Raw genomic sequence first — 15,564 nt, forward strand, 5'->3', positions numbered from 1 at the left:
TTTCAAGCTGCTGCCCCCCGCGGACGCCAGCCTGAGGGTAGCGATCCCTTGATGATGAGGCTAAGAACGTCGTCCTGCGTTACATCGGAAATCTTGTGGGAGCCGACATTGCGGCCGTTGTTCATGACCATCACCCGGTCGCAGAGTCGGAAAACATCTTGCATGTCGTGGCTGACCAGGAATATTCCGATGCCTTCATTGCGCAGCTTCTGCACGAGTTCGGCGACCATTTCGGTTTCCGAAGGCCCAAGAGCCGCTGTTGGCTCGTCCATAATCAGCGCTCGGACATTGAAGTGGATGGCACGTGCGATCGCGATAACCTGTCGCTGCCCCCCGGACATCCTCACCACCGGATCGGACAGATTTTTGAAATTGGGGTTGAGACGCTGCAGGACACCCTTGGCCTCCTCAAACATCCGTTTATCGTCAAGGTTGCCGAAGCGTGTCTTGAGTTCGCGTCCTAAAAAGAGATTGGCAGGAGCATCGAGATGATTGGCAAGGGCCAGATTTTGATAGATCGTCTCGATACCGTGCTGGCGTGCCGCGGTAGGGCTCGCGATTTCGATCTTCTCGCCATCGAGGTAGATATCCCCCGAAGACGGGATCATTGCGCCTGAAAGCATGCGCATGAGGCACGATTTGCCGGCGCCGTTGTGTCCAAGGATACCCACGACTTCGCCGGGATAGAGGTCCACAGACACATCCCGGACCGCTTGTACGCCACCGAAATGCTTGCAGATGTTTCGCATTTCAACGAGGGGCGCTGCGCTGGAATTGGAGGTGCTCATAATGATATCTTCTCGGTCGAAAGAGGGGGCGGAGGGCGGGCTGTAGTCCGCCCTCCTAAGCCGTGCCCTAATAAAGGACGTTCTGGGCCTGCTCAGAATCGATATTGTTCTTAGTCACGAGAACGACACCGGTATTGATGAATTCCTCGACCTCTTCGCCGGCAAGGAGCTTGGCAATCGTCTGGACGCCCATTTCACCCATCTGGAACGAGCCCTGGACAGCAATCGCCTCCAGCACGCCGTCGCGAACGAACTGCTGGAGGTCTTCGTTACCGTCAAAGCCGAGCGCGACGAGCGAACCCTCGCGGCCCGCCTGAACGATGGCGCGCCCCATGCCGACGGCGGTCGGTTCGTTGGCGCCAAAGATACCGTCAAGCTCGGGATAAGCAGACAGAGTATCGGTCGTCTGATTGAGGGCGGTCGCCATCTGTGACTGCGAATAGAGTGTGTTGACAATCTCGATGTTGGAGTTGGCTTCGATATAATCGGTGAAGCCACCGACGCGACCGATCTCCGATCCGACGCCCGGCACATAGGACATGATTGCGATCTGGCCTTCAGGGCCGACAGCGTTAATCATTGTCTGGGCCATCAGCTGACCGGCAGCGTTGTTGTCGGTTGAAAGGAAGGCCTGGTAATAGTCTTCGGCACCTTGAGCGAGTGCGGAATCGATGATCACCACCGGAATGCCGCTCTCATAGGCGCGCTGTACCGAAGGGACCAGGGCTTCGGGATCAGACGGTGCGAGAACGAGGCCCGCTACGCCGCGGTTGATCGCGTTGTCGACCATATTGACCTGTGCGGCGATGTCGGATTCTGACGCCGGGCCGTCAAAGCTCATGGTATAGCCGTCCAGTGTTTCCACGCCGGCCTGCGCGCCACGGTTGACGTTCTGCCAGAAGTTGGAGCTCGTGGTCTTGACGATCACGGCGATTTCCTGGGCGATTGCGGTCGCCGGAATTGCGGTGACTGCTACAGCGCCGACAAGCGCAAGGCAGCGAAATACGGACTTCATTGTTTCCTCCTGTTTAATTAAGTCCAAGGCGAAATGCGACGCGCCTCAGCGCCGATTGCGCAACTGGTCGACATAGACGGCCCCGATCACCACGCCACCGATCACGATCTGCTGGATGAAGGCGGAGACACCGGCCATGTTGAGCCCGTTGCGCAAAATTCCGATAATGAAGGCACCAATCATGGTGCCCGAGATAGAGCCCACGCCTCCCATGAGAGACGCGCCCCCAATGACCGCCGCCGCAATAGCATCGAGTTCGTACATAACGCCCTCATTGGGCTGAGCGGTGACGAGACGTGACATCAGGACGATCCCGGCCAGCCCGGCAAGGAACCCCGAAAGTGCATAAGCGGCGAACTTGGTGTGATTGACGTTCACACCCGACAGGTGTGCTGCTTCCTCGTTCGATCCAACCGCATAGACGTGGCGTCCGAACTGCCGCCGCTTGAGCATATAAGTGGCGGCCAACGCCACAATAAGAAGCAGGATGGCCGGGTACGGAATGCCGGGGAACACCATCCGCGGCAGGCCATTGGACTGGGTTTCAACAATACGGAACAGCGCGCCATTGCCCAGCCAGCCGAAGGCGGCACCTAGTTGGGAGACGGGCGACGCACCAGTGAGTTGTAACGCCAGTCCGCGGGCCATCATCATCATGCCGAGGGTTGCAATAAACGGCGCAATTCGCAGCCGCGTGATGACAAAGCCATTGACCATCCCGCATAGCGTGCCCACCACCAAACCGCCGCCCATGCCGACAGGCACGGGCAGCCCGGCCTTGACCAATAGCCCCGCCGCAGTGCCCGAAAGTGCGAGCACCGAGCCCACGCTTAGATCGATGCCGCCGGTCAGAATGACAATCGTCAGCCCGATGCCCAATAGACCGATGACTGCAGTCTGAAGCAGGATGGTCATCGCGTTATTGAGGCTCAGAAAGGCGCTGTTGAGGAACGCAAAGGCAATGATGAGCCCCAAAAGGGTTACGAGCGCCGATATGCGGTGCAACATGTCGGCGCGTATTGACAGGCCGTTATTCCCGACAAGCGCAGCCCTCGCCGCGCTCGAACCGAAAACTCTCATTATCGGTGTCCTTTTCGTCCTCCGAAGGTCCATACGGCGTTTGCCGAGGTACTCTTCAAATCATATCGGCACGACCCTGCGTGCTCTTGTTCATCTTGAACCCAATCAAGCCATGTCGTATTCCTATCGGTCAACTGTTTTTAATTATTTATATACATAGTGAGATTTTTTTGTTTTAATTCAGTGATTTGTAACCGAACGGTATCTTTGAAATGGCGCGCACAAACGACCGATACAAGACAGCATTCAACCAGATGCTTGATTCACTCGCCGCAATGCCTGCTGGAAGCGAGCTGTCATCTGAGACCATTCTGGCGCGGCAATTGGGAGTCAGCCGCACAATCGTACGTGCGGTTCTCGAGCGGCTGCAAAAGATGCGCATAATTTCCTGGCGAGGACGACGAAAAAAGCTGCTCAAATCCCCTGACGCATCGGATCGGTTTCCCGACGACGAAGTCGAAAGTGTCTCGGTGCGCCTCGAGGAATACTTCCTCGAATGGGTACTGCGTACCGATGTGGCCCCCGACACCCGGCTGAACGTTTCCCTATTGTCACGCCAATTCAGTTGCACCCCGCATGCGCTACATGAATTCCTCGTGCGATTTTCGCGCTTCGGCATTGTCGAGCGATTGAAAACAGGTGGGTGGGTACTGCGAGGATTTACGGCGGAATATGCAATCGAATTGTCGGAGTTCCGTGAGATGATCGAACTTACTTCAGTGCGAAAACTAGTTGCGCTCGCGACCGACCATCCGGTTTGGGCGCAGTTAGACGAGCTCAAGCGCGATCATATCGCGCTGCTTGAACATATCGAGGTGCGGTATCGCGACTTTTCATCGCTCGACGATCGACTTCACACAACGATCAACAGTGTGCAGGACAACCGCTTTACGCGCGAATTTCAGTCTCTGATCTCGATGATTTTCCACTATCATTATCAGTGGAACAAGCGGTGGGAGCGGCAACGCAACACCGTCGCAATCAGCGAGCACCTCGCCTACATCGACGCGTTACAAAGCCGGAATTGGCAGGCCGCGCAATCTGCCGCGTTGGCTCATCTTGCAACGGCCCGCCAAACGCTTCTGGCTTCGACCGGCGCCGCTGACACACTTGTATCGTAATTGAGCGCGCCGAGGAATGGGCGACAGCTTTCGCGCAGCAGCCTAACGGTCTGACCAACGAGGCACCGGTCAAAGTATCCATCGAAACCAATCAATCCGAGTGCATCTGCGGCATAAACCTCAAAGCTCACTGGCACGCATTTGCACACGTTTGGCTCTTTCCCACCTTGGCGCCAGGCGCTTTACGCGTTACAGCGCTGACCGGCAGTAACGGCATCGCCCGAGGTCTACGAACCTGCAAAAAAACAAATGCTCGATGACAACAAGCCCTATCTCCAAGCGATGCTCGCGCCGTCGGGATGAGCGGTGTCGGCTGCACTGGTCAAAGTTTTGTGGTCAGAAAACGCGTTCGAACTGAAGGCCCGCGAGAAGACATCCTTCAGCTTCGGAAACGGTGAACCCGGAGCCAGAATCCGTGATGGGACAGGTCATCGGAAAACTGGCGTCGCCGAGCGCGCCCGTCGCATCGGAGAGCACAAGTTCGCTCTCGGTGCGCGAGTAGGTTCCCTCGACCAAACGGCCCCGCGCATTTGAAAGCGCAAACCGATTGTCATCGCCAAGGATCAACGTCAGGCCAGACGGGGTATCGCCCTCACCCACGACAAACCGCCCGGTGGTGCGGGCAGCGTCCGCTGTTGCGCTTACCTCACCAATACGCTCTTCCAGTGCCAACAGCTCCTCACCCCTCGCGGTAACGGTAGCGGCCAGTTCCTCGACCTGAGGTTGCAATTCGTCACGCTGGACCAGATAGCCTTCCACTTCCTGGGCAAGCTGGTCGCGGCGATCGGTGGCATCGTTTACCTGCTGTTCCAGAGCCTCGATTTCCGCTTGTGTTTCCAGGCTTCGCGTGGAGATTTCGGTCATCTCGCCCTGTAGTTGGGCCAGTTCCTCGCGCATCGACTGCAGCTGGGACTGGTTTTCCGACAATGTGGCAGCTGCATCAGCAGATTCTTGTGTAATTTGTGCCAATCGTGCAGCAGCCTGGGCTTCTTGGGCACGCATCTCTTCCAGCCGCTCCCCTACGTCATTGACTTGATCGTTGGCGGTCTCAAGCTGGGCATTCAATTCCTGGCGCTGCGCCGTCAAAGCCTCTGTCTCAGCAACGGCCTCTGCCCGTCGCTGGTCGGCCTCGTCAGCTTCCGATTGGCGGGCTTGAAGATCTGCCTCAATGCTGGCCAGTTCGTCTGCGCGTGTTGCCAGTTCGGCGTTGATGGCATCGCGTGAAGCAGAAACTGAATCCAGTTGCTCTCGGGCCTCTGCAAGTTCGGCTTCGGTCTCGGCCAAAGCGCCGGTGGCCGCGTCGCGGGCCTCCAGTTCCCCGGCCATCTGATCACGCTCATTGGTCAGCGCTGAGATGGCCTGCTCTTGCTGACTGGACTGGCCGGCAGTGTTGATCCACACCGCGAAAAGTGAAAGCCATCCGGCCACGGCGACAACAACAAGAGTGAAAACGAGTGGTTCGCGCAAGCGCTTCGACATGTCGGCCATGGAGTGCGTCCGTGCTGGGTTGATCGTTGATAATGCTTGTGACCAAGCAATGATCGACTATCGCGATTAACGTCGGAAAACTGTACGTTTGGTAGGTGCAATAACTGCTCCAGAAGCCAAAGGTTGCATACCAAGTTTTTTGGGGCAAGGCTGGGTTAGCCTATTTTCTCAGCTCCGGGACAAGCCGATGGCAGGAAGCAACCCCTTCTGTGCAAGTCGGTCCATGCCAACAATGCTTACCTGGCCCATGGATGTGCTCTCTTTCAATTGACGTGGTCAGTACGAAACAATCACACGCAACAGAACAGGTTTGCTTCAAGCGAACGGAAGAACTCCTGTCCGGCACGCGCAGCGTCCTTTCAGATGAATATCAAGAAAGTTGACCTCCACGCCTTCTTGTGCTCTCCTGACATAACAGTGATATGTATTCCATATTTATGTATCATTGGAACAAAGGGAGCATAGTCATGAATTCATTTCTCAAGCTGATGTCGGCTGCCATTCTGGCGGGCGCATCCTTGCCTGCAATTGCACATGCCCAGTCCCATGGCGGGGCAATCGATGTTGCAACAATCGGCGAACCGCCCACCCTCGACCCGATGACCTCGACGGCCGATCTGGTTGGGATCATCACCCAGCACATGTTTGAAACGCTCTATACGTTTGACGGAAACTGGGCTGTGGCACCACTATTGGCAGCAGACCTGCCGGAAATCTCCGAAGACGGGCTGACCTATACCATCGCCCTGCGCGATGGCGTTACCTTTCATGACGGATCGGCCATGACATCTGAAGATGTCGTTGCATCGCTCGAACGCTGGCTGCGGATCGCAAGCCGTGGGTTGCAGACCGCTGAAGTCGTGGAATCCGTTGCAGCTATCGATGACCTGACGGTTGAAATCACCCTTTCAACACCTTATGCGCCGCTGTTATCGTTGCTTTCACTCAACAATTCCGCAGCCATTGTCATTCCGGCTGAAATCGCGGGCAATGACGTGATGGAAGATTATATCGGTACCGGCCCCTATCAGCTCGGCGAACGCCGCCCCGACCAGTTCATCCAGCTTACGCGCTTTGAGGACTATGCAAGCCGGGAGGAAGATGCCAGCGGATATGGTGGCGGTCGCGCCCAATATCTCGATGAAATCCGTTTTGTTCCAGTACCCGACGCCAATACGCGCATCGAAGGCGCGGTTGCCGGGCAGTTCGATTATGTAGATTCCATTCCCGTGGAAGCCTATGACCGTATCGAAAGCGGGCAGACAGAACCGGTAATGCTTGCACCGTTCGGCTGGCCCGTCTTTGTGATGAATACCGCCGAAGGCGTGATGGCGGACCTTACGACCCGCAAAGCCGTGCAAGCTGGCTTAGCGCCCCATGACATGCTGTTGGCGGCCTTTGGCTCGGAAGAGTTTTTCGCAGCCGAAGCGCCGATGTATCCGGACAGCTATGTCTGGCACACCGAGGCGGGCATCGAACCCTATAATCCGAGCGGCGATATGGAGCGCGCAGCGAGCCTTCTGGCCGAATCCGAGTATGATGGATCACCTGTCCGCATCCTGACCTCACGCCAGTATGAGTTCCACTACACCATGGCGCAGGTGGCCGAAGCCTATCTCGAGGCAGCAGGTTTTGACGTGCAACTCGACGTGGTGGAATGGGCAACGCTGACCCAGCGGCGCACCGATCCCGCGCTCTGGGATATCTATATAACCCACTCACCTTTCCTGCCCGAACCGTCCCTGACCGGGATCATGTCCGACACCTCGCCCGGCTGGTGGGTGTCGGACGCCAAACACGCGGCGCTGGGCGCATTCAATGCCGAAGCAGACCCTGATCGCCGCGTTGAGCTTTGGTCGGCGGTGCAAGAAGTGATCTACGAAGAAGTGCCAGCGTTCAAGGTCGGCAATTTCAATGCAGTCGCTGCGCAATCGAGCAATCTTGAAGGCATGAATCCTGCGCCTTGGCCCTATTTCTGGAATGCTTATCTGGCCGAGTAAGCTCGTCTAACCGTCTCCTGTTTTCCCGGTTTACCGCTTTTCACGGGGACACGGGAGCCGGTCAGTCTTGGGGAGGAGGAGCGTCCTACCCTCGCAACTTGAGTTGTCAATTTGCGGGTTCCTCCTCCCCAAACTTTGCATTAGCCAAGGGATCCATCATGTTGCGCGCTGCATTCAATCGCCTTGTCGGCATGCTTACGGTGATGGCTATTGTCGTCACCATCGTTTTCATCATCGTCCGAGTAACACCTGGCGACCCCGCCGCCGTCATGCTCGGCCCGGACGCCACCGCTGCCGACGTTCAGGCACTTCGCCAGAGGCTTGGCCTCGACGGTACGATCTTTCAGCAGTTTGTAGCCTATATTGGAGGCATCCTGCGCGGCGATCTCGGCCAATCGATTTTTCTGGGTCAGCCGGTCACCACCGCTTTATGGATGCGTGCAGAACCGACATTCTTTCTCACTCTTTTTTCGCTCGGTATCGCAACGATCATCGCGCTGCCGATTGGCATTGCGTCAGCCTATTGGCGCGGATCGCTGTTCGACCAGGCAATGACGGCGATTGCGATGTTTGCAGCATCGGTGCCAAGCTTTTGGCTGGGACTGATCTTCATACAGGTCTTCGCCGTGCAATTTGGCTGGTTCCCGACATCTGGCTATGGCGGCCCCTATACTGGGTTTGTCGAACGCCTGCATCATCTGGTGCTGCCTGCCGCAACGCTTGGCATCGTCTCTTCAGCCCTGATCATGCGCTTTACCCGTGCATCCATGCTTGACGTACTCAACGACGACTATGTCCGAACGGCCCGGTCCAAGGGCATGACCGAATGGCGGGTAGTGGTCAAACACGCGCTCAAAAATGCTCTCATCCCCATTCTCACCGTGGTCGGATTGACAGCAGCGCTTTTGATTTCCGGGGCAATTGTCACCGAGACTGTCTTCGCCTTGCCGGGGGTTGGAAACCTGATTGTTTCGGCGGTCCTTCGCCGCGACTATCCTGTCATTCAGGGCGCACTGCTCATCGTCGCCGGACTTTATGTCCTGATCAATTTTCTTATCGATATGCTCTATCTGCTCGTCGATCCACGCGTGAGGTACTGATGGCCGCCATTGCTACAGGACCTGGCAAAACGCCAAATCTGTTAAAGCGACTGCTTGCTCGCCCAACCTCCGCTGCCGGATTGATAACAATCACGCTCGTGGTGCTTGCTGCAATCCTGGCACCGCTGCTCACGGCCTACAATCCGGCCCAGCTTTCAATCGTCAACCGGCTAAGCCCGCCAAGTCCGGAATTCCTGCTCGGGACAGACGATCTGGGGCGCGATGTCTTTACCCGCATGCTTTATGCCGGACGCACCTCGCTATCCGTTGCTTTCGCCGTTGTGATTGTCGCTTCGCTGCTGGGGATCACGCTGGGCTTGATCGCGGGCTTTTTCCGCAAGGCCGATGCGCCGGTTTCGCGCCTCATCGATGCGCTCATGGCCTTTCCCGACATCCTTTTGGCGATTGCACTTGTTGCTGCGCTGGGGGCATCCGCGTTCAACGTGGTTCTAGCGCTCGGGATTGTCTATGCGCCGCGCATGGCCCGTGTCGTACGCGCTTCAACGCTGGTCATCCGCGAATTGCCCTATGTGGAAGCGGCACGTGCCCTCGCAGTGCCCACCCGCGTTATCCTGTTCCGGCATGTCTTGCGCAACATCACCTCGCCGCTTCTTGTGCAAGGCACTTTCATTTTCGCGCAGGCCATTCTCGCAGAAGCCGGGCTTTCGTTTCTCGGGGTGGGCATTTCGCCCGATATACCGACCTGGGGCACCATGATTTCGGTGGGGCGCCAGTTCATGAATTCGGCTGGTTGGATTCTGTTTTATCCCGGGCTTGCCATTGTGGTGACCGTTCTGGCGCTGCAACTGCTCGGCGATGGATTGCGCGACCTTCTCGACCCAAGGCTTGCAAAGGATATCTGATGATCGGCAATCGCTTTGAACCTTCTCATCGTCCGCTTCTAATCCGCAATGCCAGACCGGTCGGCTTTGAAAAAACACCCACCGGAGCTATCGATATCCTTATCGGACAAGATGGCACGATCACGGAGGTGAGCACCGGCATTGCGGCGGATGGGAATGCCGAAATTCTCGACGCCAAGGGCGCATTCGTTTCGCCGGGCTGGACCGACATCCATACCCATGTCTGGTATGGCGGTACGGATATCTCATTGAAGCCTGAACAATGCGGTGCCCATCACGGGGTAACGACCATGGTGGATGCGGGCTCAGCCGGGGAAGCCAATTTTCACGGCCTGCGCGAATTGATGATCGAGCCGGCAATCGAGAATGTCTATGCCTTTCTTAATATCGGTTCGATCGGTCTTGTCGCCTGCAACCGGGTAACTGAACTCGCCGACATGCGCTCGATCGATATCGATCGCATCGCGGCTTGTGTCGAAGCCAATCGCGACGTGATCGTCGGGCTCAAGGTGCGGGCGAGCGCGGTGATTTCGGGCGGCTGGGACCTGGTGCCGGTAAAGCTTGCCAAGAAACTCGGTCGTGTCCTGAAATTGCCGATCATGGTGCATGTGGGTGAACCTCCCCCACTTTATGACGACATACTGGCCATTCTGGGCGAAGGCGACATCGTCACCCATTGCTTTAACGGCAAGGTCGGCGGCTCCATTCTTGAAGACGAGGACCTTTACGAACTTGTTGTGGCCGCGGCAGAGCGGGGTGTTGTGCTCGATGTCGGGCATGGCGGTGCATCATTCTCGTTTGATGTTGCCAAGGCCGCTCTTTCCAAGGGATTGACGCCTCAGACCATTTCGACCGATTTACATAACCGCTCGATGGATGGCGCGGTCTGGGACATGGGCACTACGATGTCCAAACTGCTCTCGCTTGGGATGGAATTTGAGGATGTCATAAGGGCCTCCACGACCACGCCGCGAAAGGCGATCGGGCTTGATCACACCGGATTGCTCGGCATCGGCAAGCCTGCCGAATTTACGATCTTTGAACTTGAGAACAGCACACTCGAGGTCAAGGACTCCAAGGGAATTTCCAGCCGTCTCGATCAGGTTTTCGAACCGCGCCATGCCATTTTGGGCGCAAGGGCCGTCGATGCGCATCGTTATCAACCTGCTCCCGACGTGGCGCTTGACAACTGTCCCCATTGCGGGTGGGCCCTGCCATGACCCTTGATGCAGATACGATCCTGTCAGTGCGCAATCTGCGCACCTGGTTTCGCACCAAATATGTCACTGCCAAGGCGGTCGATGGTGTGACATTCGACCTTAAACGCGGCCAGACCCTTGCCGTTGTCGGCGAAAGCGGCTCGGGCAAATCTGTAACCTCACTTTCGATCATCGGACTCCTGAGCAGGCCGGGTGCGATCGAAAGCGGAGAAATTCTTTTTCGGGACCGATCCGAGAAGGTGCAGGACTTGGCAAAACTTGGTCCCCGCGGTTTTCGTGCCATTCGCGGGCGTGAGATCGCAATGATTTTCCAGGAACCGATGACCAGCCTTAACCCGCTTTATACGGTCGGTGACCAAATCGGGGAAATGATCGCACTTCACAACAAGCTCGATCGCCACGAAGCCCGCAAGCGCACGCTTGAAATGTTGCAGGCGGTTGAGATTCCGGACGCAAAAAACCGGCTCGACGACTACCCCCATCAGATGTCGGGCGGCATGCGGCAGCGCGTCATGATTGCCATGGCGCTGGCCTGCAACCCCTCGCTGCTGATCGCAGATGAGCCAACGACCGCACTCGACGTTACAATTCAGGCTCAAATTCTGGACCTGTTGCGGCGGCTGCAGGAACAGATGGGCATGTCGATCCTGTTTATCACCCACAACCTGGGCGTTGTGGCCGAGATCGCCCATGAGGTCGTGGTGATGTATGCCGGTCAGGTTGTCGAGCACGCGCCGGTGATCGATCTTTTTGCACGCCAGAAGCATCCCTATACCAAGGGGCTGCTGGCCTGTACGCCCAATGCTGCGCGCGATCTGGAACCGGGCGGCACACGCAAGGCGCTCTATTCAATTCCGGGCAGCGTGCCTCCCATAACCAATCTGCCACCGGGATGCGCCTTTGCCCCGCGCTGCGAATACGCGATCGATGCCTGCCATGCCATGCCGCCCAGCCTGACCGATGCAGGAGCGGACAGGCTGTCGCGCTGCCTGAGGAGTTCAGAACTATGAACGTACCCGAAACCAACCGATCCGATGCACTTCTGACGGTCAGCGGACTGGTCAAGCGCTTTCCTGCACGCAATGGCCGGACTGTTCATGCGGTCGAGGATGTGAGCTTTGAAATCCGGCGCGGCACAACGGTTGGGCTTGTTGGTGAGTCAGGGTCGGGAAAAACCACGGCCGGACGCACGCTGTTGCGGCTGATCGAACCAACCGAAGGCCAGGCGATTTTTGATGGCGTTGATATTTTCGCGTTGCCGGAAAAGCAGATGCGCGCCTATCGCCAGCGCATGCAGATCATCTTTCAGGACCCGTTTTCGAGCCTTAATCCGCGCATGCGGGTTGAAGCGATCATCGGGGAAGCGCTCGATGCCTGCAATTTTCCGAAAGGGGAGCGTCGCAAGGCGCGGATCGGCGAACTTCTGACGCTGGTTGGGCTGCAGCCTGAACATGGCCGCCGGTTTCCGCACGAATTTTCAGGTGGGCAGCGCCAGAGGATCGGGATTGCCCGCGCCCTTGCGGTCGAACCCGAATTCGTGGTGGCAGACGAGCCAGTTTCGGCTCTGGACGTTTCAGTTCAGGCGCAGGTTCTCAACCTGTTGAGCGATCTGCAGCAACGGTTGGGGCTGACTTTACTGTTTATCGCCCATGATCTCTCGGTGGTCGAATATCTGTGCGACGAAGTGGTAGTGATGTATCTGGGACGTATCATGGAACGCGGGCCAGCCCGCGCCGTCTATGGCAGCCCACGCCATCCCTACACAAAGGCGCTGCTGGCAACGGCTCCAGTGCCAGACCCAACGCGCAAACGAACCCGCGTTCCCTTGCAGGGCGACATTCCCAGCCCCATTGATCCGCCATCGGGTTGTGTTTTCCGCACACGCTGTCCGCATGCAATCGATGCCTGTGCCCAAACCGTTCCGCAGGCCGAGCATATCGGGGAAAATCATCATGTGGCCTGCATTCGCCAAAGTGAGTTGGCGGTCGCTTCGTAATTATCTGGAGTATCCTTATGAGTATTTCCGAAGCGCAAAAGCGCGCGGAATCTTCGCCTTATGAACGCCTTGAGGCGCTGGGCATCGTGCTGCCGCCCCCACCACCGCCGGTGGCCAATTTCGTAACCCATGTCATTGAAGGCAATCTGCTGTTTTTGTCCGGACAGGGACCAACCTATCCCGACGGCAGCCAGCATCAGGGCAAGGTGGGCGCGGATGTGAGTATCGATGAGGCCTATCAGCATGCGCGCCTGACCGCGATTAACCTGATTTCGGTGATGCAGGCAGCACTGGGCGACCTTGGCCGGATCAAACGCATCGTGAAGGTCCTGGGCATGATCAATGCAACCGCTGAGTTCGGAGGCCATCCTGCAGTGATGAACGGGTGTTCGGATCTTTTTGCCGAGGTGTTTCAATCACGCGGCATCCATGCCCGCTCAGCAGTGGGATTTGTTTCGCTGCCCAACCAGATTACCGTGGAAATTGAAGCTATCGTGGCTATCGAGAATTAAAGGCAATACCAATGTCGACACAAACCATCCGGGAAAAGCTGGGGCTGCGGCCCGTCATCAACTGCTCGGGCACAATGACCTCACTCGGGGCCTCGATTGTCGTTCCCCATGCAATCGAAACCGTGGCTGCAATCTTGAGCCAATGGACCGAAATCTCCGATCTGCAAAGAATCGCAAGCCGGACTATTGCGCGATTGACGGGCGCAGAGGCTGGTTGCGTCACCGCGTCCTGCTCGGCGGCAATAACGCTGGGCGTTGCTGCTGCCATGACTGGCAAGAACCTTGCGGCAATCGAGCAATTGCCTGACACTAAAGGGCTCAAAAACGAAGTGGTGATCCAGTCCGGGCACATGGTGAGCTATGGCGCGCCGGTCGAGCAGAGCATACGGCTTTGCGGTGCAAAGGTGGTCCCGGTCGGCCAGGCGACCAGCGCCTATGCTTATCAGCTTGCCGGTGCGATCACGGAAAATACCGCAGCGGCCGTATTTGTCGTTTCCCATCATGTCGTCAATTATGGGCAAATCCCGCTCAAGACCTTTTGCCAGGTCGCCCACGCCAAGGGCGTCCCCGTGATTGTCGATGCAGCGTCGGAATATGACCTCAAGATGTTCTTGGACGCTGGCGCCGATCTTGTGCTTTATTCGGGGCACAAGTTTCTCGGCGGCCCCACATCGGGGATTATTGCCGGCAGCAAGGACCTGGTTGCGGCTTGCTATCTTCAAAATCGTGGCGTCGGTCGCGGCATGAAGGTTGGTAAAGAAGGTGTGGCAGGGGTGATCGCCGCGCTCGAAGCCTGGGAGCAACGTGATCACGCAGGGGTACGGCGCCGAGAGCAAAATGCGCTTGATGTCTGGACCGAGGCGCTTGCGGGCCGTTCCGGTGTTAACGCCATCATCGAGCCGGACCCGACCGACAATCCGCTCGACCGGCTCAAGGTATGGGTGGATCCAGGAAAAGCCCGCATCACAGCATGGGATCTTGCGGACCGCATGGCGCGCGGCGATAATCCCGTTATTGTGCGCGACCACGAAGCCGAGCATGGCTATTTTTATCTGGATCCGTGTAACCTTCATCCCGATGAAGAGTATATTGTCGCTGAAAAGCTGAAATCGGAACTCGAAGCTGCCCGTGTTTCAAACGAGCCGTTCATCTCCGATTTCGCAGAGCGCGCCTTGCGCAATGAGCAGGCTGCCCTTAACTGGCCGGATTGAACGTTTTCATAGCCCGTCCAAGCCGGGCAACCGACATTGAACCATTAGGTGCAGGAAAGGTTTCCGTCTGCACCTAAGTGCATTGGGAGGCTTGCCATGAGCACGCTGGACGAGGGAGAAGCAAAAACGGACGCGCCCAAGCGCAAGCGAACGGGGGCTCTTGAGCGCATCCTGCAAATTCTCGATTTCCTGCAGGCCAATGACCAGCCGGCAACCGCCTATGAGATCGCGCGGGGGGTCGGAGCACCCCTCTCCACGATCTATGTGACCGTCGATGACATGGTGGAAAAGGATATGCTTGATCGCCACGAGGATGGCACCTTGTGGTTTGGCAAACGCCTTTTTCATTACGGACTGACCTACGCGCGGCACCTTAATCTTCTGACCGCAGCCAATCACGAAATGACCGACCTCGCTTTGGCATCGGGGGAAACCGTTCAGCTCTGCGGTCGCGACGGTGACCATATGGTTGTTCTTGCCATGGTCGATGGGCCTGATCATTTTCAGGTCGCCTCGCAGGTTGGCAGCCGTTCTCCGCTTAACTGGTCGGCGTCTGGACGTCTTCTTGTCGGGCATTTGCCCGAGGACGAACGCCGGCAGATCTTTTCCCAAGCGACGCGTCCTTCACCCACGGGTCGGGCTGAGACCGATATTGAAGTCCTGACAAGCTCTGCGCGCCTTGCTCTTGAGCAAGGGCTTTCCATTCAGGCGGGGGAGTCAGACTATTCGGTCGCGTGTATTGCCGCGCCAATCCTTGACGATAAAGGGCTTTGCCGGGCGACGATTTCGATCGTGGTTCCCGACCATAAGGTTGAGCAAGCCGACCCGAACCTAAAGGATCTCGTCCGCCAAAGCGCCAGCCGCATCGCCCAGAGACTGGGCTGGTCACGGTAGGTGTCCTTGATAACCCATCCGGACCCTCCTCCAATTCACAAACACCGTTTGCAAATTAAACTAATCTGAATTCGTATAATTACGATTAGTCTAATGGTGCTTGTCAGGTTCGTCGGTCGCAAGCATGAGCCTGCCAAGCTCCATAAAGAATTCTCTCGGGTCCGTCCTTCCCTTGTTGTTGTTACAGGGCGCAGACGCGTGGGCAAATCGCGATTGCTACTGGAAGTGGTCAAGAATCGGCGGACGGTTTTCTTTCAAGATGCCGAGACCCGATAT

General features: G+C 57.1%; 14 protein-coding genes. 10 read left to right on the forward strand and 4 right to left on the reverse strand.

All coding sequences use genetic code 11. The features are described from left to right. Positions 1-2 precede the first annotated feature (2 nt). The 3 genes from EO133_RS10480 to EO133_RS10490 form a co-directional block, all read right to left on the reverse strand. Positions 3-788, reverse strand: coding sequence for an ATP-binding cassette domain-containing protein (locus tag EO133_RS10480; protein WP_206513501.1), 786 nt, complete (start codon positions 786-788; stop codon positions 3-5). Positions 789-855: 67 nt separating this feature from the next. Further along, a complete protein-coding gene (locus EO133_RS10485; protein WP_127072595.1) occupies positions 856-1,803 on the reverse strand; it encodes an ABC transporter substrate-binding protein in 948 nt (315 codons plus the stop codon). A 45-nt stretch (positions 1,804-1,848) separates the two neighbouring features. Further along, complete coding sequence (locus EO133_RS10490; RefSeq protein ID WP_244640713.1) at positions 1,849-2,811, reverse strand: ABC transporter permease; 963 nt, start codon at positions 2,809-2,811, stop codon at positions 1,849-1,851. Between the two features lie 284 nt (positions 2,812-3,095). Here EO133_RS10490 and EO133_RS10495 point away from each other — a divergent pair, with 284 nt between their 5' ends. Next, positions 3,096-4,004, forward strand: a complete 909-nt coding sequence (locus EO133_RS10495; RefSeq protein ID WP_127072597.1) for a GntR family transcriptional regulator — start codon at positions 3,096-3,098, stop codon at positions 4,002-4,004. Positions 4,005-4,340: 336 nt separating this feature from the next. On the opposite strand, the gene EO133_RS10500 is transcribed toward EO133_RS10495, so the two are convergent. Continuing rightward, positions 4,341-5,492: a coiled-coil domain-containing protein gene (locus EO133_RS10500; protein WP_127072598.1), complete on the reverse strand. Its 1,152-nt coding sequence runs from the start codon at positions 5,490-5,492 to the stop codon at positions 4,341-4,343. A gap of 467 nt (positions 5,493-5,959) precedes the next feature. Here EO133_RS10500 and EO133_RS10505 point away from each other — a divergent pair, with 467 nt between their 5' ends. From EO133_RS10505 to EO133_RS10545, 9 genes are all read left to right on the forward strand, one after another. Further along, positions 5,960-7,492: an ABC transporter substrate-binding protein gene (locus tag EO133_RS10505; RefSeq protein ID WP_127072599.1), complete on the forward strand. Its 1,533-nt coding sequence runs from the start codon at positions 5,960-5,962 to the stop codon at positions 7,490-7,492. A 158-nt stretch (positions 7,493-7,650) separates the two neighbouring features. Further along, positions 7,651-8,592, forward strand: coding sequence for an ABC transporter permease (locus EO133_RS10510; protein ID WP_127072600.1), 942 nt, complete (start codon positions 7,651-7,653; stop codon positions 8,590-8,592). After that, on the forward strand, positions 8,592-9,455 hold the full coding sequence (locus EO133_RS10515; RefSeq protein ID WP_127072601.1) for an ABC transporter permease: 864 nt from the start codon (positions 8,592-8,594) through the stop codon (positions 9,453-9,455). Before EO133_RS10510 ends, EO133_RS10515 begins: the two co-directional genes overlap by 1 nt. Further along, positions 9,455-10,675, forward strand: a complete 1,221-nt coding sequence (locus EO133_RS10520) for an amidohydrolase/deacetylase family metallohydrolase (protein WP_127072602.1) — start codon at positions 9,455-9,457, stop codon at positions 10,673-10,675. The genes EO133_RS10515 and EO133_RS10520 overlap by 1 nt, the downstream gene beginning before the upstream one ends. Next, complete coding sequence (locus EO133_RS10525; RefSeq protein WP_127072603.1) at positions 10,672-11,685, forward strand: ABC transporter ATP-binding protein; 1,014 nt, start codon at positions 10,672-10,674, stop codon at positions 11,683-11,685. The genes EO133_RS10520 and EO133_RS10525 overlap by 4 nt, the downstream gene beginning before the upstream one ends. Beyond that, positions 11,682-12,671 (forward strand): ABC transporter ATP-binding protein, encoded by a 990-nt coding sequence (locus EO133_RS10530; protein ID WP_127072604.1) that lies wholly within the window; start codon positions 11,682-11,684, stop codon positions 12,669-12,671. Before EO133_RS10525 ends, EO133_RS10530 begins: the two co-directional genes overlap by 4 nt. A 17-nt stretch (positions 12,672-12,688) precedes the next feature. Further along, positions 12,689-13,183 carry a RidA family protein gene (locus tag EO133_RS10535; protein WP_127072605.1) on the forward strand — a complete coding sequence of 165 codons (495 nt, stop codon included), beginning with the start codon at positions 12,689-12,691 and terminating at the stop codon, positions 13,181-13,183. An 11-nt stretch (positions 13,184-13,194) separates the two neighbouring features. After that, entirely contained in the window at positions 13,195-14,394 is a 1,200-nt protein-coding gene (locus EO133_RS10540) for an aminotransferase class V-fold PLP-dependent enzyme (protein WP_127072606.1), read from the forward strand. Between the two features lie 96 nt (positions 14,395-14,490). Next, positions 14,491-15,288: an IclR family transcriptional regulator gene (locus EO133_RS10545; RefSeq protein ID WP_127072607.1), complete on the forward strand. Its 798-nt coding sequence runs from the start codon at positions 14,491-14,493 to the stop codon at positions 15,286-15,288. The last annotated feature ends 276 nt before the right edge of the window (positions 15,289-15,564 follow it).

The organism is Pelagibacterium lentulum (assembly GCF_003992625.1).
GTDB classification, from domain to species: domain Bacteria; phylum Pseudomonadota; class Alphaproteobacteria; order Rhizobiales; family Devosiaceae; genus Pelagibacterium; species Pelagibacterium lentulum.